Source organism: Pseudopedobacter beijingensis, from assembly GCF_042678145.1.
Taxonomy (GTDB): Bacteria; Bacteroidota; Bacteroidia; order Sphingobacteriales; family Sphingobacteriaceae; genus Pseudopedobacter; species Pseudopedobacter beijingensis.
On sequence record NZ_JBHUDG010000003.1, the window covers coordinates 24809 to 45553 of the forward strand.

General features: G+C 37.3%; 14 protein-coding genes and 1 riboswitch. Of the genes, 6 read left to right on the forward strand and 8 right to left on the reverse strand.

The window, feature by feature from the left end; all coding sequences use genetic code 11:
* Positions 1-100: 100 nt before the first annotated feature.
* From ACFSAH_RS02230 to ACFSAH_RS02245, 4 genes are all read right to left on the reverse strand, one after another.
* Complete coding sequence (locus ACFSAH_RS02230) at positions 101-2644, reverse strand: DUF5686 and carboxypeptidase-like regulatory domain-containing protein (protein WP_379661060.1); 2544 nt, start codon at positions 2642-2644, stop codon at positions 101-103.
* A 232-nt stretch (positions 2645-2876) separates the two neighbouring features.
* Positions 2877-3062: a hypothetical protein gene (locus ACFSAH_RS02235; protein WP_379661061.1), complete on the reverse strand. Its 186-nt coding sequence runs from the start codon at positions 3060-3062 to the stop codon at positions 2877-2879.
* A 322-nt stretch (positions 3063-3384) separates the two neighbouring features.
* On the reverse strand, positions 3385-5277 hold the full coding sequence (locus ACFSAH_RS02240) for a heavy metal translocating P-type ATPase (RefSeq protein WP_379661062.1): 1893 nt from the start codon (positions 5275-5277) through the stop codon (positions 3385-3387).
* Positions 5278-5343: 66 nt separating this feature from the next.
* Entirely contained in the window at positions 5344-5760 is a 417-nt protein-coding gene (locus tag ACFSAH_RS02245) for a Fur family transcriptional regulator (RefSeq protein WP_379661063.1), read from the reverse strand.
* 144 nt (positions 5761-5904) lie between these two features.
* Positions 5905-6019, forward strand: a riboswitch (SAM riboswitch).
* A 129-nt stretch (positions 6020-6148) separates the two neighbouring features.
* Here ACFSAH_RS02245 and metH point away from each other — a divergent pair.
* The 4 genes from metH (at position 6149) to ACFSAH_RS02265 (ending at position 13023) form a co-directional block, all read left to right on the forward strand.
* Positions 6149-9799: a methionine synthase gene (gene metH, locus ACFSAH_RS02250; RefSeq protein ID WP_379661064.1), complete on the forward strand. Its 3651-nt coding sequence runs from the start codon at positions 6149-6151 to the stop codon at positions 9797-9799.
* A 24-nt stretch (positions 9800-9823) separates the two neighbouring features.
* The gene (gene metF, locus ACFSAH_RS02255) at positions 9824-10780 is read left to right on the forward strand and encodes a methylenetetrahydrofolate reductase [NAD(P)H] (RefSeq protein WP_379661065.1); all 957 of its coding nucleotides are present in this window, start codon (positions 9824-9826) and stop codon (positions 10778-10780) included.
* Positions 10781-11012: 232 nt separating this feature from the next.
* Positions 11013-12002 carry a 2-hydroxyacid dehydrogenase gene (locus ACFSAH_RS02260; RefSeq protein WP_379661066.1) on the forward strand — a complete coding sequence of 330 codons (990 nt, stop codon included), beginning with the start codon at positions 11013-11015 and terminating at the stop codon, positions 12000-12002.
* A gap of 253 nt (positions 12003-12255) precedes the next feature.
* Positions 12256-13023 (forward strand): DUF3050 domain-containing protein, encoded by a 768-nt coding sequence (locus ACFSAH_RS02265; protein ID WP_379661067.1) that lies wholly within the window; start codon positions 12256-12258, stop codon positions 13021-13023.
* 159 nt (positions 13024-13182) lie between these two features.
* Here the strand turns inward: ACFSAH_RS02265 and ACFSAH_RS02270 are convergent, their stop codons facing one another.
* The 4 genes from ACFSAH_RS02270 to thrA all read right to left on the reverse strand — a co-directional run bounded on the left by ACFSAH_RS02270 (position 13183) and on the right by thrA (position 19530).
* Positions 13183-14181, reverse strand: coding sequence for a 3-keto-disaccharide hydrolase (locus tag ACFSAH_RS02270; RefSeq protein WP_379661068.1), 999 nt, complete (start codon positions 14179-14181; stop codon positions 13183-13185).
* Between the two features lie 325 nt (positions 14182-14506).
* Positions 14507-15814 carry a threonine synthase gene (gene thrC / locus ACFSAH_RS02275; RefSeq protein ID WP_379661069.1) on the reverse strand — a complete coding sequence of 436 codons (1308 nt, stop codon included), beginning with the start codon at positions 15812-15814 and terminating at the stop codon, positions 14507-14509.
* Between the two features lie 327 nt (positions 15815-16141).
* Positions 16142-17077, reverse strand: a complete 936-nt coding sequence (locus ACFSAH_RS02280; protein WP_379661070.1) for a homoserine kinase — start codon at positions 17075-17077, stop codon at positions 16142-16144.
* Positions 17078-17079: 2 nt separating this feature from the next.
* Positions 17080-19530 (reverse strand): bifunctional aspartate kinase/homoserine dehydrogenase I, encoded by a 2451-nt coding sequence (gene thrA, locus ACFSAH_RS02285; RefSeq protein WP_379661071.1) that lies wholly within the window; start codon positions 19528-19530, stop codon positions 17080-17082.
* 389 nt (positions 19531-19919) lie between these two features.
* Here thrA and ACFSAH_RS02290 point away from each other — a divergent pair, with 389 nt between their 5' ends.
* Positions 19920-20492: an ORF6N domain-containing protein gene (locus tag ACFSAH_RS02290; RefSeq protein WP_379661072.1), complete on the forward strand. Its 573-nt coding sequence runs from the start codon at positions 19920-19922 to the stop codon at positions 20490-20492.
* Between the two features lie 119 nt (positions 20493-20611).
* Positions 20612-20713 (forward strand): type II toxin-antitoxin system YafQ family toxin, encoded by a 102-nt coding sequence (locus tag ACFSAH_RS02295; RefSeq protein ID WP_379661599.1) that lies wholly within the window; start codon positions 20612-20614, stop codon positions 20711-20713.
* Positions 20714-20745 lie beyond the last annotated feature (32 nt).

Consider the following 20745-nt stretch of genomic DNA (forward strand, 5'->3'; position numbering starts at 1 on the left):
TAAACCTTCTTATCATAAACGTATCCCAAAGAAAATTAGTGCTAATACATGAACAGATACATAGAACAGTTTAAAAGTGATGTTGGTTTTATACCGCCTATTAAAAATCGAATTTAACAAACGTTCTCACCCCCCAACTGGAAACTTCGGGATGATTCAAATAGTTAAAACGCTTCACCAAATCTACCCTCAGCACTTTAAAGATGTTGCCTAAACCAACACTTCCTTCGAGATAAGGTGCTGCTCCTAGGCTATAAGTCCTAAGCTGACCATTTTCATATAAAGGAAACTTGAAGGTATTGTTATTTGCTGTATAAGGATTATTTTCATCTCTTAAACCTCCAAACAAAGCCTTAACAGAAACAACCTCTCTCAGCTTTAATGCTTTAATTAAAGGAATTTTATTCAGAAAAAACCCATTGAAACTATGATCTAAAAACAGGCCTGCAGAATGATCACTTACAAACTCTAAAAAGTTCATCAGGTTATAAGAATATGGCTGATAGGCATAAGTTTGGTTAGCCCGGTGAATATTTAACAAAGGAAAGGGAAGCTGACCAAAAGTATAAGATCCTTCCAGCTTAACGTCTGTATACCCCAATTGCGATAGATAAAACCTTTTATCTACACTTGCCTTTAAATTATGGTAGTTATACTCTCCGGAAAAAACATCTTTAAGACCTACAGAATACCCTAAATTAAAAATTGGATACTTATTTACAAACCGGGTTCTGTATTGTTTTCCCTGATAAAATTTCTCATGCGGCGCATATCTTAAATTCAAGCCAACTTCGCTGGTTATAAGCTTATCAATAAAATCTCCTGAAGCTGTTTGGTAATATAAACCTCCCGCCGGATTTTGTGTCCAGCGTTTAAGTTGCAGTCCATAAGAAAAGTGATTTTCAAATTCTTTAAGATATTCTACCTTATAAAAATCGTTATACAGCAACATGTCATTTACACCCCGCTTAAACGATAACAAAACATTATCTTCCTGTACAAACTGAAGTTCTTGTCCTGGTATTTTAGTGTCTCTCTGAAAACTGGCTTTGATATAATGTTTAGGAAAAGTATATACAGATTTATGGTTAAAAGCATAGGCCCCACTCAGATAATATTTCCACTTTTCGTCTTTAAAACCATAAGCCGCATAATTTTCAAAATACCAGCTTTTGCTCAATTCAGATGTTGTTCTTCCACCAACCCGTAACCTTAAACCTTCCACATTATTAAAACTATAAAATGTGTTAAAAGGTCCCATATCATAACCTCCCAAATTCTGGTACCCGGCTATCAACAGGGTAGCATATTTCATAGTTCTTCTGAAAGAACGTACGTGCTGCAAAGAGTCTATGTTTTTATAAATACTCAGCTGGTCCTCAGAAATGGTATCCAATCTGTTCTTTTCCCAAAAGGCATCACTTTGTAAAACAGCCTTTGGTTCTGTAGCAGTAGCTTTCTTTTCTACAAACACACTATCCGGAAGGGTAGTATTAATTGCATAATCTTTATAAGACACTGTCCTATCTCCCACAAACCCAAATCCTTTTTCTTTATTGAGTCCAAAATCTACAACTAAACGACTTTTCGTCAGATTATAGCGTTGATTTTCATCTGCGTCAAAATCCAGGTCAATATCCATCCCTCTTACAAAGTTCAGGTTAATATCTTTATCTATAGATAGCTTAGCTTTCTTAACGGCATATTTACCATCCATAGTGATATACAGCTTCCCGTTAAAAAGCATATCACCTTTATTTCTGGCGAAAAAGGATAATTCTACCAGTTTAGGTTCTGCATTTTTAACCGTATCTGTAATAAAGTATTTATAAAATGTTGGAGCTGTCCCGGCTATGGGACTCAAGAAATCATTACTGATGATGGAGATATTATTTGCATAGATATCGATATCCTCATACATCCTTTTAAAATAACTCTGCAAACCTTTGTTATCTACATACCTCTGATCAAACTCGGCCTGCTTTTCGCCCAGAATTATACTCTTAGAAGCGGCCGGATTTTTTCTGTAAAAATTATCCGTCAATTTCTCTTCAATATATACGGGTAATACGTATTTACCGCCAAACTTACTTGAATCCTGTTCCTGAAACAGGAACTGATAGTTTTTAAGCAGTTTATTGTTCTTAAATTTATCAGAAATATTATCCATAGAAAAGGTCATCTTCTCATATTTCCGATACGAAACTGTATTTAATTCTTTTATCCTGTTTTGATCCTTATGATGTATAACCTGCCTGATAAGCTCTACAGCTGGATTGTCTTTATTACTATATTTTGCCTTGTTTTTTTTAGTAACTACAATTTCTTTTAAAGCTTTTGCAGACGGGGTTAGTAAAACCTCTATTCTTTGCGATTTCCCTACCGCTATGGGAACAATTTTTGTCTCGTAGCCCATGTATACAAATTTCAATGCACTATAACTTGCACTGGTACTCATGGTAAAAAGGCCATCCATATTGGCTTGCGTACCCGTTTGTGTTCCGTTAAAAAAAACATTCGCAAAAGGAATGGTTTCTTTAGTAAAAGCATCCTTCACCACTCCACTCACTACAGTCTTTTGCGCAAAAGCTCCACCTACACTTAATAACCCCGCAATAAGCGCCACTAAAAAATATCTCAACATAAGACCTTAAAATTCAATCAAGTAGACTAAAAAACAATAATATTCAACAAAATCATTTTCAAACCCACTAAAAATCCAATGCAATTTTAAGAAGTCTTACTGACTTTTCTAATAAAACAGTCAGTTGTTCTGGTTTTTTACATTTCAACAACATAACTTTCTTTTACAACGATTAACATTTTTAAAAAGAGATTTAATTATATTTATCGATTCATCAACGATAAAACCTAAACTATATTTTATATTTAATGAAAACCTTATTTACCCAATCTTTTTGGTTTTGGATAATTTCAAAAATCATCATCATTGTTTTAATACTGATAAGTTCATCAAGTTTATTAAAGGAAGGACGATTTACAACAATGGAACTTACAATTAATTTAACAATATTGTTTACTTCCATATTATTGATAGTCACTCTTTTTCATGATTTTTCCTCCCATTTAAAATTAAATGTATTAAAAACCATTACAGGCTGTTTATTAATTATCCTGGGAATAGCGTTGTTTATATTTTTATTAAATGTGCCTAAGAATAGCCGAAGCAGCATATACTACTGGGGATTCTTATTATCTATCTGGACGGTATTGACTGGAATATTTGATTTATCTAAAATTAGCAGAAATACCATCTCTGATTTATAGAAAACCAACTTTTGCTCATTAAGTTCAACGAGTGTTTCCTCTACCTACAAGAAAGCTATCGGAAACACACGTTGGTTCTATGAAAGAAAAAACAGCTTAAACATTTTTACCCTGTATTCTCACCGCATTCAGGATAGCCACTAAAGCAACACCTACATCGGCAATAACCGCCTCCCATAAAGTGGCCACACCTCCGGCACCTAACACCAATACAATAACTTTAACAACCATGGCCAAAACTATATTTTGCCAAACAATACTTCTGGTGATCTTCCCTATTTTAATAGCCGAAATAATTTTGGTAATGTTATCATTCTGGATAACCACATCAGCCGTTTCTATTGCTGCATCGCTTCCCAAACCTCCCATGGCAATCCCTACATCTGCCAGTGCCAATACAGGAGCATCGTTTATTCCATCACCCACAAAAGCCAACTTTCTTCCTTCACTTTTCAGTTTATCCACATGTTTAACCTTTCCTTCAGGCAATAAATCTCCATAAGCATAATCTATATGCAGTACCTTTGCCACTTCGTTAACCACAGATTGCTTATCGCCGCTAAGCATAACAGTTTTTAAGCCCAGCTTATGCATATCTGCAATAGCCTGCGAAGCCTCGGACTTAATCTCATCCGCGATAGTTATATAACCGGCAAACTGGTCATTTATAGCTACAACAACTATCGTATCAACAATTTCCTCTATAGATTTATCGTAACTGATATTAAACTTCTTCAATAGCTTTAGGTTTCCCGCTAATACAACTTCACCATTAATGGTTGCCTTTAACCCATGCCCCGCTATTTCCTCAACCTGTTCAATAGTGTATCCGCTCACCTTCCCGGCATATTCTTTAATCGCTTCTGCAATAGGATGGTTAGATTTACTTTCTATAGTTGCCACTATCTCTACAAACTTTCTTTCGTCCATCTCAACCGCATGTACACGGTTAATTTTAAATACCCCTTTGGTTAGGGTACCTGTTTTATCCATCACGACAGTGTCTATCTCAGTTACCGCATCCAGATAATTTCCCCCTTTAAAAAGAATTCCCTGTTTAGATGCCAGACCTATACCGCCAAAATAGCCCAAAGGAATAGATACCACCAAGGCACAAGGGCAACTAATTACCAAAAACACCAATGCCCTGTAAAACCAGGTTTGGAAAGAGTAATCAGCCACAAACAACATAGGTAATACAACTACCAATACCGCCAGAGCAAAAACCACAGGAGTATATACCTTTGCAAATTTTGATATAAAAAGCTGTGTTTGAGATTTTCTGGCCTGCGCATCCTGCACCATTTCCAACACCTTGCTTAACTTACTATCTCTAAAAGCAGTAGTCACTTTAATATCACAAACCGTTGCCAGATTAATCATCCCTGCCAAAACAGTTTCACCCTGCTTTTTATTATCAGGCACACTTTCTCCCGTTAGGGCAGCTGTATTAAAAGTTGCTTTTTCAGAAATCAATTCCCCATCCAAAGCCACCTTCTCACCTGCTTTAACCTGTATAACCTCGCCTATAGATACATCTTTGGGGTTTACAGTTTCTATTTTACCGTTCCTCACAACATCTACAGCATCAGGACGCACATCCAGCAAAGCCTTAATATTACCCTTTGCCCGCTTAACCGCCCGTTCCTGAAACCATTCGCCAATAGAATAAAACACCATTACAGCAACTCCTTCGCTATAAGAGCCAATGGAAAATGCGCCAATAGTGGCCACGCTCATTAAAAAGAATTCGTTAAAAAAATCAAACCTCTTGGCTTTTCTCCATGCCAGGTCCAGCACGGAGTATCCCGATAAAAGATAAGCCGCACCATATATAAGTAATTCGGTAATATTATTAAACCGAATATGAAAACCGTATTCCAATACCTGCATAGTTACCAATACAAGTAACGCTACCAGAAGCTGCCAATTATTTAGACCGTGATCATGGTCATGATCGTGGCTATGATTGTGATTATGTTCTGTCATAAATAAAATTATTAGTACTTATTTACAACAAAAGTAGGTTATAATCAGGTGCAATACTATTGCATTCTAATGAACCGTACACTTGGCACAGGTTCCCTTTACCACCAGATTCACTTCCTGAGACAAGAAATAATCAGGCAATACAATAGCAGGTATTTTTGTTTTCGGAAGACAGGAAGTTTCTAAACAAGTATTACAATAAAAATGGACATGCACATGGTTGTGATTATCTGCATCACAACTATCGTCACACATAGCAAACTTTTGGGTTCCCGTACCATCATCAATACTGTGCAGCAAACCATTCTTCTCAAACGTTTTTAACGTTCTGTAAATAGTTATCCGGTCTGCCGGATGCATAAGTTTTTCAAGTTCATTTAAAGAAACAGCCTTATCTTGCTCTACCAAACATTGCACAGTCAACAAGCGCATCGCTGTGGGCTTAATATTTTTCTGCTCTAATAACGTTTCTAACTCTTTCATTGCATAAAAAACAAATAACTTAAAAATTAGTTTCTAATAGAAATGTAACCAAAAAAATTTCGCCAATAATCCGCATCCACCTAATTTTATTTGGAATAGCTATTTAAAATTTGGTTTTCACCAAATTATATTGCAAATTTGCATTGCTTATAAAGAAAGACGGAGGGATTAGACCCGATGAAGTCTTAGCAACCTGTGCTTACAAGGTGCTACGTTCTACTCAGTTAAAATACAAAAATATAACTGGGAAAGATAAGTGAAAGTCAACGGACTACAACACATACCGACTTTTCTTCATTAAGCTTTTAACGAATAACAATGTACATAAATTGATACTGCTTTCATTTTAAGTCTCGATTTATTGCTTTTGTTTGACGATGTGCATTTTATGAATATCAGAGAAGAACTTAAAAAGCGTATCCTGGTGATTGATGGAGCCATGGGTACTATGATCCAAAACTACAAGCTGACTGAAAGTGATTTCAGGGGCGAAAGGTTTAAAAACCATCCTTGCGATGTGAAAGGCAATAATGATATGCTGAACCTGACAAGGCCAGATATTATTAAAGAAATACACAAAGCTTACTTGTTGGCCGGAACCGACATTATCGAGACCAATACGTTCAGTACGCAACGTATTTCTATGGCCGATTATCGGATGGAAGACCTTTCCTATGAACTGAGCTATGAAGGCGCCCGTATAGCCAAAGAAGCCGCTATGGAAATAACGGCTTTAACACCAGACCGTCCCCGTTTTGTTGCAGGAGCCATTGGTCCAACCAACAGAACACTCTCCATTTCGCCAAACGTAAACGACCCTGGATACAGAGCCATTACATTTGACGAGCTTGAAGATGCCTATTACGAACAAATAAGAGGACTGGTAGATGGCGGCGCCGATGTGTTACTGGTTGAAACCATCTTTGATACCTTAAATGCCAAGGCTGCTATTTTTGCTATCAAAAAATACGAAGCAATTATTGGAAGAAAGATCGAGATCATGATCTCCGGAACCATAACTGATGCTTCGGGTCGTACACTATCAGGACAAACTACCGAGGCTTTCTGGAACTCTGTACGCCATGGCGATTTATTATCAATTGGGCTAAACTGTGCTTTAGGGGCAAAAGATATGCGTCCATACATTCAAGAACTTTCTGAGCTGGCAGATGTGTACGTATCTGCCTACCCCAATGCAGGTCTTCCTAATGAGTTCGGACAATACGATGAAACGCCGGTTGAAACCGCCTCTCTTCTGGACGACTTCCTTGGATCAGGATTTCTGAATATTGTGGGTGGCTGTTGTGGTACAACACCAGATCACATTCAGAAAATTGCAGAAGCCGCAGCAAAATACCCCGCAAGAAAGCCTGCGGTACAGCAACCTTTTCTACGCTTGTCTGGTTTAGAGGCCGTTAACATACAGCCCGACAGCATATTTGTGAATATTGGCGAAAGAACCAACATTACCGGATCTCCAAAATTCTCCAAACTTATTTTAAGTGGCGATTTTGAAGCAGCTTTATCCGTAGCTCGTCAGCAGGTGGAAGGTGGTGCGCAGGTTATAGACGTTAACATGGACGAAGGTATGCTTGACTCTGAAGCTGCCATGACGAAGTTTCTAAATCTTATTGGTGCAGAACCCGACATCTGTAAACTCCCCATCATGGTAGATTCATCCAAATGGAGCGTTATAGAAGCCGGATTAAAATGTTTACAGGGAAAAGGCATTGTTAACTCCATTTCTTTAAAAGAAGGAGAAGAGGTTTTTAAAGCACATGCCCAAACCATTAAACAGTATGGTGCCGCCTCTGTAGTGATGGCATTTGACGAAAACGGACAAGCCGACAACTTTGAAAGACGGATAGAAATCTGTAAAAGATCTTACGACATATTGGTTAACGAAGTAGGTTTTGCACCGCAAGATATCATCTTCGATCCCAACATCTTAACCGTAGGAACAGGCTTAGAAGAACATGCCAATTATGCGGTAGACTTTATTAACGCTACACGTTGGATCAAAGAAAATCTTCCCCATGCAAAAGTGAGTGGAGGGGTTTCCAATATTTCATTCTCTTTCAGAGGGAACAATCCCGTTCGTGAAGCCATGCACTCCGCATTTCTTTTCCACGCTATCAGAGCAGGCTTAGACATGGGGATTGTAAATGCCGGAATGCTGGAAGTTTACGAAGAGATAGACCCCGAGCTGCTGGTAAAAGTAGAGGATGTTTTATTAAACCGTCGTCCAGATGCCACCGAAATATTGGTAGACTTTGCAGAAACCGTTAAAAATAAAGGAAAAACAATAGTCAAAGACGAAGAATGGCGAAAAGGATCAGTAGAAGAAAGGCTATCACATGCTTTGGTAAAAGGCATAGTAGCCCATATAGATGAAGATGTTGAAGAAGCCCGTTTAAAATATGCAAGACCTTTAGAAATTATAGAAGGCCCCTTAATGGACGGGATGGGTGTGGTAGGAGACCTGTTTGGTTCCGGTAAAATGTTCTTACCACAAGTTGTAAAATCTGCCCGGGTAATGAAAAAAGCCGTAGCCATTCTGCTTCCCTACATCGAAGCAGAAAAAGTAGAAGGCGAAAGCAGTTCGGCCGGAAAAGTATTAATGGCTACCGTAAAAGGCGATGTACATGATATTGGTAAGAATATAGTAGGCGTAGTACTGGCCTGTAATAACTTCGAAGTAATAGATTTGGGTGTAATGGTTCCCGCATCAACCATTTTAGATGAAGCAAAAAAACACAAGGTAGACATTATTGGATGCAGCGGGTTAATTACACCATCGCTGGATGAAATGGTGCATGTAGCTAAAGAAATGGAACGCGAAGGCTTTAGTATTCCTCTGATGATTGGTGGCGCAACCACATCCAGAATACATACCGCTGTTAAAATAGATCCCAATTATAACGGAACCGTTATACATGTTTTAGATGCGTCAAGAAGTGTTACCGTATGCAGCAATTTGCTAAATCCGGCAACCAAAGAAGATTACAAAAAACAAATCAAAGAAGATTACGAAAAAACAAGAGATAATTATAACAAGAAAAAGGTCGACAAATCTTTAAAACCAATAAATGATGCCCGTAAAGAACAGTTTAAAATAGACTGGTCGGCTCCTTTACCTAAAGCACCAAACTTTATTGGAACAAAAACAATAGACAGCTACCCTTTAGAGGAATTATTACCTTATATAGACTGGACTCCTTTTTTCCATGCATGGGAATTAAGAGGTGCCTATCCAAGAATTTTAGAAGACAAAACCGTTGGCCCCGAAGCGAAAAAACTATTTGACGATGCACAAAATTTATTGAAACGTATTGTAGACAATAAATTATTAACTGCAAAAGCCGTATTCGGAATATGGCCTGCCAATAGTATTGGAGATGATATTGTACTAAATGTTGATGGCAAAGACATTACCATACATACTTTAAGGCAACAGGTAGAAAAACCTGCCGGAGAACCTTACTTTGCATTATCAGACTTTATTGCACCTAAAGAAACAGGCTTGCAGGATTATTTTGGAGGATTTGCAGTATCTACAGGTTTTGGCTGCGATGAACTGGTTGCCGAATTTGAAAGCGACCATGATGACTACAATAGTATTATGACCAAGGCTCTGGCAGACAGATTAGCCGAAGCATTTGCCGAAAAGTTACACGAACTCGTAAGAACAGAACATTGGGGTTATTCTACCACAGAAAACCTGTCTAACGAAGAACTTATTAAAGAGAAATACCAGGGTATACGCCCTGCACCCGGCTATCCGGCCTGTCCGGACCATACCGAAAAACGTATTCTTTTTGATTTGTTAGATGTAGAAAGTAAAACAGGCTTGTATTTAACAGAAAGCTTTGCCATGTATCCTACTGCCGCAGTAAGTGGATATTACTTTGCACATCCACAATCAAAATACTTTGGAGTAGGCAAAATTGCTAAAGATCAGGTAGAAGATTATGCCCAACGGAAAGGCATGGATCTGGAAACAACAGAAAAATGGCTAAGCCCTAATTTGGGATATTAACAAACAATCTCTTAATCTAAAAACATGAAAATAGTAGACCATATAAAAAACGCCAATGGAAAAACATTATTTTCTTTCGAACTATTACCACCGGTAAAAGGTCAGGGAATACAATCTATATACAATGCCATTGACCCGCTAATGGAATTTAAACCTCCGTTTATAGATGTAACCTATCATCGGGAAGACTACATTTACAAACAATTAGATAACGGATTACTGGAAAAAGTATCCTACCGGAAACGGCCTGGAACAGTAGCTATATGTGCAGCTATCATGAACAAATACAAAGTAGATGCTGTACCGCACCTTATCTGTGGGGGTTTTACCAAAGAAGAAACAGAAAATGCATTAATTGATCTTCAGTTTTTAGGTATAGATAATGTTCTGGTTTTACGTGGCGATGCCAGACATGCAGATCCATCTTTTATTCCAACTCCCGGCGGACATGCCTACGCATCTGAACTATTGTTACAAGTAAAAAACCATAATCAGGGCATTTATCTGCATGAAAACGTGACAGCAGAAACAGAAAGTGATTTCTGTATAGGCATTGCAGCTTATCCGGAAAAACATTTTGAAGCCCCTAACCTCTCTTCAGATTTTAAATATCTGAAACAAAAAGTAGATGCCGGTGCCGACTTTATTGTAACCCAGATGTTTTTTGACAATCAAAAGTATTTCGACTTTGTAAACAAATGCCGGGAAAACGGAATAACCATCCCTATTATTCCCGGATTAAAACCCATAAGTACCTTAAACCAACTGGTTAATCTCCCTAAAATATTCCATATAGATTTACCAGAGGATTTAGTAGAATCCGTTCAGGCATGCAAAAACAATACACAAGTAAAACAGGTAGGAACAGAGTTTATGATACAACAGTGTAAAGAACTGATTAAATTTGGCGCTCCGGTATTACACTTCTATACCATGGGAAAACCAGAGCAAACAAAACAAATTGCAGAAGCTGTTTTTTAACATACCAAAGGAGTAAAATTTGTCGTTCTGAACTTCTCGAATTGAGTTAGGAACAAGCTGTTTCGGGACCTAAGACATGGCTATTTAGTCCTATGACAATAGATTCCCAATTCATCAGAGGTGACGAAAGCTTTTTGAGACAGCTCCTTTTTATTTGTGACACAAATCACTTCAATTCCAATTATAATTAAAGATTTTTGGATATTTACTATAACATCAACAAACCCAAATCATGAGAGTCGCCTTTTTCAGTACAAAATCATACGATAAAGAATATTTCAAAAAACATTCAAGACGTTACAAACACGATATTATTTTTTACGAAACCAGCCTATCAGAAAAAACAGTAAACTTGGCCGAAGGCTGCGAAGCCGTATGCGTATTTGTTAACGACCATATTGATGAAAATACCATAACCGCTTTGTCTAAAATTGGAATTAAAGGGATTTTATTAAGATGTGCAGGGTATAACAACGTCAATCTGGAGGCCGCAAAAAAGCAAGGGATCAAAGTTTTAAGAGTTCCCGCTTATTCTCCGGAATCTGTAGCAGAACACTCTTTGGCTTTGATTATGACTCTTAACCGGAAAACCCACAAAGCCTTTAACCGGGTTCGCGAGAATAACTTTTCTATCGAACATCTTGTCGGCTTCAATCTTTTTGAAAAAACTGTAGGTGTAGTAGGTACCGGGTTAATAGGTCAGGCATTTGCCAAAATAATGCTTGGGTTTGGCAGCAAAGTTATTGCATTTGATGTTTACGAGAACGAAGAGCTCAAGAAAAAAGGCGTACGTTATGTATCGCTGGACGAACTTTTTCAACAAAGCGATATTATTTCACTTCACTGTCCTTTAACACCAGAGACCAAATATGTTATCAACAAAGATAATCTGCAAAAAATGAAAGACGGAGTGATGATTATCAATACCAGTCGTGGAGCATTAATAAACACCAAAGATGTTATCGGGGGATTAAAATCACAGAAGGTAGGTTATCTGGGCTTAGATGTGTACGAGCAGGAACAAGATATTTTCTTTAGAGATTTATCAGAAAGTGTGCTAAAAGACGAAACCATATCCAGATTGATGAGCTTTCCAAATGTTCTCATTACCAGTCATCAGGGTTTCTTTACCCGAGAAGCCTTAGATCAGATAGCCACAGTTACACTCAATAATCTGACAGCATTACAAAAGAAAGAAGAACTTGTGAACGAAGTTATTTAAACAATAGACAGCACAAGAGTAGTATTTAATAGCAAGACATAACTTTACAAACCGGGGCTTGTATTAAAAGTAAAAAAGTTGTCATTTCCACGAAAAGGGAGAAGTAAAATCTTTTCCCTAAACGTTTGTAATCCCAAATTGGGCTTTTTAGCCCCCTTTATTACTCCTTCTCATTTCGTAAAAATTCGGCTATCTATCCGCCTTATACTCCAGATTGTACTACCTTTGCCCCTCGTTATTCAAGCACCAAACAATGAGAAAAATAGAGGAGATAAATGCAGCTATTGCCATAGAAAGAGGAATTTTATTAAATCACCCATTATATCAGAAAATCAATAATGTAAACGGTTTACAGAAATTTATGGAAGGTCATGCTTATGCCGTTTGGGACTTTATGTCGCTTTTGAAAGCATTACAGCAACGCTTAACGTGTACTACCATCCCATGGTTTGCCTCTCCGTTTCCTACCACCCGTTACCTGATTAACGAGATTGTACTTGCAGAGGAATCTGATGAATATATAGATGGTCGCCGGTTAAGCCATTTCGAGATGTATTTAGATGCCATGGAAAGTATGGGAGCAGATATCAGCCAATTACAAAGTTTTCTTGTTCAGGTACGTCTATCGGACAATATATTGCATACCATTGAAAAAAGCGAGCTGCCCTTAAAAATAAAAGCCTTTTTATCTTTTACTTTTGACGTGATTATGAACGGCAAAACACATGAAATTGCAGCTGCATTTACATTTGGAAGAGAAGATTTAATTCCGGATATGTTTACCAGCATACTCACCGAAATACAGGCCAACTTCCCTACCGCCGATCTGGAAAAATTAATTTACTATTTCCAAAGACATATTGAACTGGATGGCGACGAACACGGACCTTTGGCAATAAAAATGATATTGGAACTATGTGGAAATGATAAAGAAAAATGGCAGGAAGTTATAACCATTTCCAAGGCAGCTTTGGAGAAGAGAAAATTACTGTGGGATGCGATTGAAGAATCACTATCGTAAACTCCAATTTTCATCAATATAAAAGAGTGCCTCAAAAAATAAAATCAACGATTTTTGGACACTCTTTTACAAATTATCTTCTTCTCGGTACCATTCAGAAAAGAATATATAACCCAAAAGTTATCTTTCTTTTCCAAACTACTTACAAAATCAAAACTTCTATTTTGCCGGAGTAATGGTTATTTTTCTAAACTCAACGCCAGTATGGTCTCCCTGTAAATAAATAGGTCCCGGTTCTCCTTCTTTACTATCTAAAGCCCCACCGGTTATACCAGGTATCTCTTGATTATTTATAATCGTTTTTCCATTAGAAACAATAGTAACCATTCTTCCTCTCAGGGTAATCTCATACGTATTCCACTCATTAGGTCCGTTAGTAGCCATTTCACTAGGCGATAAAAATCCGTACACACCTCCATAATACAAAGCTCCGGGATGTCTGTCTTTTGGAGAATCTTCAATTTGCACTTCGTAACGCCCTCTTAAATATATACCCGAGTTTCCACCTTCTGCATAACGGAATTCGGCAGTTAATTTAAAATCTTCAAATTTTTGATCCGTGATCAGATTTGCTCCTGCTTTTTGGTTAATAAGAATACCATCTTTCACTATCCACTGATTATTATCATTTGATAGCGTCCAGCCTGTCAAATCTTTTCCATTGAATAACTCAATAGGTTCACCCCACTTCACCTCTCCTTCACGTACCAGATAAGGTGCTTTTACCCCTGTAAAATTAAACACATTACCTTTATTACTGGTGATGGTTCCCTTAATTTCTTCGCCTACCAATTCGCCCTGAATAGTAAAGACTCCTTCGCCGCCTTCCCACTGTGGTGGTATTTCGAATGAAAAATTCCCTTTATCCAATTTAATATGCGATACCGGCCTACTGCTTCCCGCATCTGCAACAAAAGCCCCTACCAACACATTAAAGCCTGACAGCTTAACCTCAAGCCACGACGGTACCTGCTTTCCTTCTTTTTCTACCGTGATATCCCATCGTCCTATCAATCCTTCTGCCTCTTTAGGCACAGTTTGTTTAGCAGCATTATGAATCTCTTCTTTCTCCGCTTTTTTTGCATCCCCATTACAAGCAGTAAATCCTGCGATAACAAGTCCTGAGAGCAGGGAATGAATAACGAATTTTTTAATCATAGTAAATTATTTATAAAGTTTATGGGTTATAACAAACAAACTTATGGAAGTTTAACCTTAAATACAACACTATTTTTTGATCATATTTTTGCTAACAAACTAAGATTGAAGTTATTTTAACAAAGTTCTTTACCTATACCAGCAATACAAAACTGAATGGCAAACCACCTGTATTTCCCTTATTCTTCCTCCTCTTTAAATATCAAAGTAGCCTATATAAAACCGATTAACAAACATGATGTTTATTGACACTTACTATCAAAAAAAATCCCTTAAAGCACTTCCGTACCTTAAGGGATTTCTATTATAACGTATTACTTACAACCTAACCTTCTCCCAACAAATAAGTCTTAAAATCCTCAAAATGTTTAGTCATAGGTTTCTGCTGACGTTCTTTATGATACAATTCGTCTACAGAGGAAGGAATTTCGTAAGCAATATTCAACTCTTCAAAAACATCCGGGAATTTACATGGATGTGCTGTAGACAGCATAACATAAGCATTTTCTGCCGTCTGGTTCCCTGCTGCTTTCTCAGCCTCTATAGCTAAATAAGCAGTTGCTGTATGAGGACACATGATGTAACCCTTTTCCTGATATACTTTAACGATAGCCTGCTTTATTTGCGAATCATCAAAAGCTATAGATGAAAACTCTCTTTCCAGTTCAACTTTATCGTTTCCATACAAATCAAGGATACGTACAAAGTTACTCGGATCGCCTACGTCCATTGCATTTGCTAATGTCTGAACACTCGGGCGGGCAGTATAAACGCCTGTTGTTAAATATTGAGGTACAATATCATTACTGTTTGTAGCTGCAATAAATTGCTTCACAGGCAACCCCATTTTATGGGCTATCATTCCTGCAGCAATATTTCCAAAGTTGCCGCTAGGGGTAACAAATGTCACATCTTTGAACTGATTTTTTAAACGAGCGTAACTATTTGCATAGTAGAACATCTGCGGAATCAGACGACTGATATTTATGGAGTTTGCAGATGTTAAATTGTATTTTTCGTTCAGGTCTTTATCCAGAAAAGCCTGTTTTACCAAAGCCTGACAGTCGTCAAAAGTTCCGTCAACTTCTAAAGCTTCAATATTATTACCATTGGTTGTTAATTGCAATTCCTGAATTAAACTTACTTTCCCTTTTGGATATAGGATAGTTACTTTAATACCGGGAACATTTAAGAAACCTAAAGCAACGGCACCTCCGGTATCACCGGATGTAGCTACTAATATTCTAATTTCTTTATGCTCTTTCTTTAAGAAGTGAGACATGATACGACTCATGAATCTTCCTCCAAAATCCTTAAAAGCTAAAGATGGGCCATGAAATAACTCTAAAACAAACACATCTTTATCCAAAGGGACTAGCGGTGCTTCAAAATTTGCAGCTTCATCAACAATGGCTTTCAATTCTTCTGCTGTAATATCATCTTTCAATAAAGCATAGGCCAAATCAAAAGCAATTTCCTGTAATGATTTTTTATCCCAGTTGGCAATAACTTCTGTATCTAACAGAGGTAAAAACGTTGGCATATATAAACCTTTATCCGCTGGTAAACTATTGAAAACTGCTGTTTCAAAATCTACTGACAGATTATGGTTTTTAGTACTGTATAGTTTCATTATTTATAGTATTAAGTAGCTGGTATCAAGTATCCAGATTTTCAAATCGAAATACTTTTGATGAAACCACCTAACATTTTATCCTTTATTTTTTTATTATATAATATACTAACGTTTAAAATAAACATGCTTTGTCATGTTGAAGAAATCTGTAAAGTCCGTGTTACTGCATTGGAGATCCTTCGACTCCGCTCAGGATGACGAATTATGTACGGTTCTTGCATACTATTAATTCGAGACTCGAAGCTTATCTCATCCAACGGAAATAACAATCAATTAGATATTCTATTTCCCTTATTCACATACCAAATACTCTCGCTACTCTAATTATTCCAAAACAACTGGCCCTTCGCTATTTACTTTAGACAAATAAATATTGCTCTCAATCCCCTTTTCTTTTAAGAAAGCTTTCAATTGATTGAGGACCTTTTTCGCATCTTCTTTGTTTCTGTATAAAGAAAAAACAGTCGGGCCGGACCCGGAAATACCAAAACCTAAAGCACCATTTGCCAGAGCCTGTTGTTTCATACTGTCAAACTCAGGAATCAATATCGATCTTACCGGCTCTACAATCACATCTTTCATTGATCTGCCCAATAAATCGTAATCATGCTGATATAATGCACTTACCAAACCTGCGATATTTCCCCATTGTACAACCGCATCTTTCAATGCAACTTTAGAACGGATGATCTGTCTTGCATCGCGTGTTGGAACATCCACATGCGGATACAACAATGCACAATACAAATCCGGTACAGGCAATTGGATAACTTCTAAAGGTTCATAGCTCTTAATCAATGTAAAGCCACCAAACAAAGCAGGTGCAACATTATCTGCATGCCCATGACCACAAGCCAGCGCTTCGCCTTCCATCGCGAAAGGAAGCAATTCATGTTTGGTTAGCGGCCGCCCTAATAATTCGTTAATAGCAAAAATACCTGCTACCGAACTTGCCGAACTTGATCCCAATCCGCTTCCTAAAGGCATCTTTTTAGTCAACTTTAGCTTTACACCTAAATCTTCTTTGCCCAGATGTCTTAAAACACTTTTTACACAAGCACTAACTGTATTTTTATCCGGGTCTAAAGGTAATTTTCCTTCATCCCCTTCAATTGATGTGATTACAACACCTGGTTCATCACATAATTCCATATATAGCTCATCACCCGGTTCGTTTACCGCAAAACCAAGGATATCAAATCCACACACTACATTGGCAACAGTTGCCGGTGAAAAAACTCTAATCGATTTCCTGCTCATGACTATTCCGCTCCAACTTTTACCAAATCAGCAAATACGCCTGCAGCAGTAACCGCAGCTCCTGCTCCCGGGCCTTTAACTACCATTTGTGTTTCGCAATACCGCTCTGTAGTGAATGCAATAATGTTATCGCTGCCAGATAATGAATAGAACGGATGCTCTGGTCCTACCGCCTGCAGATTGATGCTCACTTTACCGTCTTCCAGTTTACCGATATATCTTAGAACTTTACCTTCGGCAGCTGCATCATTTTTCAATTTCTCAAAATAATCATTAGACACTTTCAGCTCCTCGTAGAAAGCATCTACACTTGGTGCTTTTGCACAATTTTCTGGTAAAATAGCTCCCAATTCAACATCCGATGATTCTAAAGCCAAACCACTATTTCTTGCCAAAATCAGCATCTTACGCATAAAATCAATTCCGCCTAAATCATCACGAGGATCTGGTTCTGTATAACCTTTTTCCTGTGCTTGTTTTACAATATCGTAGAAAGTAACATCTCCTTTAAAATTATTGAAGATGAATGAAATAGTTCCTGAAAGTATAGCTTCTATTTTCAGGATTTTATCGCCACTGATGATGAGATCATTTAAAGTTTTAATAATCGGGAGTCCTGCGCCTACGTTAGTTTCGTAGAAGAAATCAACACCATGTTTTTGTGCTGTTTTCTTTAACAGTTCGAATTGTTTGTACTCTCCTGAATTGGCTATTTTATTACAAGTTACTACAGAAATGTTGGATTCGAATATTTCTTTATAATACTGTGACGGCGCAGGAGTTGCAGTATTATCTACAAACACACAATTAGGCAGATCTAAAGATTTCATCTGATCTACAAAACCACCTAAACTGGCCTGCTCTCCTTTTTCGTTCAGAATGTTTTCCCAATTTTCTAAATCTATTCCGTCAGGATTTACAAACATCTTTCTGGAATTACTTAAACCGATGATTTTGATATTGATTAAGTTATCCTGAACCAGAGAAGCATGATGGTTCTTGATCTGAGTAAGCAATTCCTTTCCTATATTACCAACCCCTACCACAAACACATGTAATGTTTTTTGCAGTTCGGCAAAAAATGCATCATGAACAGCGTTTAGTGCTTTAGAAAGATGGTCGTGATTGATAATCACAGAGATATTGTATTCTGAAGAACCTTGTGCAATTGCAACCACATTGACTCCATTTCTTCCTAAAGAAGAAAACAATTTTCCGGAAATACCCGGAGTTTGTTTCATATTTTCTCCAACGATTGCCAAAATAGACAAATCGTTCTCAATCCGTATAGGTTCTAATTTACCTGCCGCCAATTCCAGTTCAAACTCCTGCTCTATTAAAGATTTAGCAAAGATGGCGTCTTCCGGGGCTACAGCAAAAGTAATAGAATGCTCTGATGAAGATTGAGTAATTAAAATTACGTTTACCTGTTCACGGGACAGTAAAGAGAATAACCTTCCACTAAAGCCGGCTTTACCTACCATTCCACTCCCCTGAACATTCAAAATACTTACATAATCTACAGAAGAAATCCCCCTGATTACTGTATCTGATGATTTATTCTCGTGACGGATAAAAGTTCCTTCAAACTCAGGGTTAAATGTATTTTTTATAACCAGTGGAATCCTTTTCATTAAAGCCGGAACCATTGTTGGCGGATAAATTACCTTAGCTCCGAAGAAAGAAAGCTCCATAGCTTCGGTATAAGAAAGCTCGTCCAATGAGAAAGCTTTGTTTACTCTTCTTGGATCAGCGGTCATCATCCCGTTAACATCAGTCCATATTTCTATCTGACTGGCATTTAATGCTGCACCAATAATTGCCGCAGTATAATCGCTACCCCCTCTACCTAAAGTGGTTGTTCTATTTTGGTTGTCGCTGGCAATAAAACCGGTAACAATAGTCAATTCATCGTTATGATGATTAAAATAGTTCTGAATCAACAAATTAGTCTGATCGAAGTCTACATGCGCATTTCCGAAAGAGCTATCAGTTTTCACCACCTGCGTTGCATCCAGAAACTCTGTTTTTTCATAAACCGGACGTAATATTCTGCTCAACATAAAAGCAGAACATTTTTCGCCATAGCTTAATATTGCATCTTTAGTTTTCGGACTTAATTCCTTTAAAGCTGTTACGCCCTGCATTAAATCTTCCAATTCCTGAAAGTAGATTTTTAGGGTGGTAAACACTTTGTTTTGTTGTTGAATGGGAATTAATGCCTTAACAACTTCAAAATGCCTGGCTTCTATTGCTGACATGGCATTAGAAAAATCAATTCCTTTTACGGCATCTTCGGCTGTTTTAATCAAAAGGTTCGTGAGCCCTCCCATTGCAGAAACTACCACAATAATACGTTCTCCCTGCTCCAGGTTAGATTTTACCACACCGGTTAATGCCTGTAAAGCTTCTACCGATCCTATTGATGTACCTCCGAATTTTAAAACTTTCATCTGTTGTTATACGCTTTAATGATGCTACCAGACCAAATCATAAAAAAAGCGCCTCCGATTTTATGGAAGGCGCTTCATATATTTTGTTTATTTCAAGCCAAAGACTACCTTCCTCTATGCATTAAGCGTAATGGTTGTGGTAATGTTTGTGCCTGTAATAAATCTTTTCATTGCTTAGTTAAGTAACTCTTCTATTTTATGCGCCAAATCTAAGATTTCATTTTGCTAAAAGCAAACATTTTTGAATTTTATCGTTTTTCAGGAAACAAACAAACTTATCTGATTGACTATAATCATTCATCATCAAATTATTATACAACAGACAGCTCTTGCTTTTAATTCTTTTTTTTTAACTTAAACCTTCATCTAACCGAATCACAACATCGCATATGGCTAAATCTACAACAAACAAGCAAGAAGTCATTATCACAGAAGACATTATCCTTAATAAAATATATTATATAAGAGGACAAAAGGTAATGCTAGATACAGATCTAGCAGAACTTTACGGAGTAGAAACTAAACGATTAAAAGAACAAGTGCGCAGAAACATTAATCGCTTCCCTTCTCATTTTATGATGGAGCTTACAAGAGAAGAGTATAATAATGTTTTAAGGTCGCATTTTGCGACCTTAAAACATGGCAGTTATTCAAAGTACCTTCCATTTGCCTTTACAGAACATGGTCTGCTCATGCTTTCTAATGTATTAAGAAGTGAGCAGGCTATTAATATGAGTATTAAAATCATAGACGTTTTTGTTAAAATGCGAGAAATGTTAAACAACAATATAGAACTCAAGCTGGAAATTGAACAGATCAAAAACATCATTTCTTTACAAAACAAAAGACAGGATAATCAGGACAAAAACATAGAATTAGTATTTCAATACTTGGATGAGTTAACAGAAAGGAAAGAGCGGTCTCCACAGGAAAGAAAAAAAATCGGGTATAAAGAATGGTAAGAAAATCTTGCACTACTATTACAACAATAGCACAACTAATTTACCTGAAGACACTCTAAAGCATCTTAGAAAAGAAGAGAAACTTCCTCCCAAATACAAACCCCATTTCTTTTAAAGATATATGGGAATGTCACATCCAACCAGATTGGTTGCCGATATGGAAACGAAACCATAAAACTTATTCTCTGATTAGAATAAGTAAGCATCCAGATCTTTTTTAAGAATATATAATTATAGCATAAAGTTTTAAATA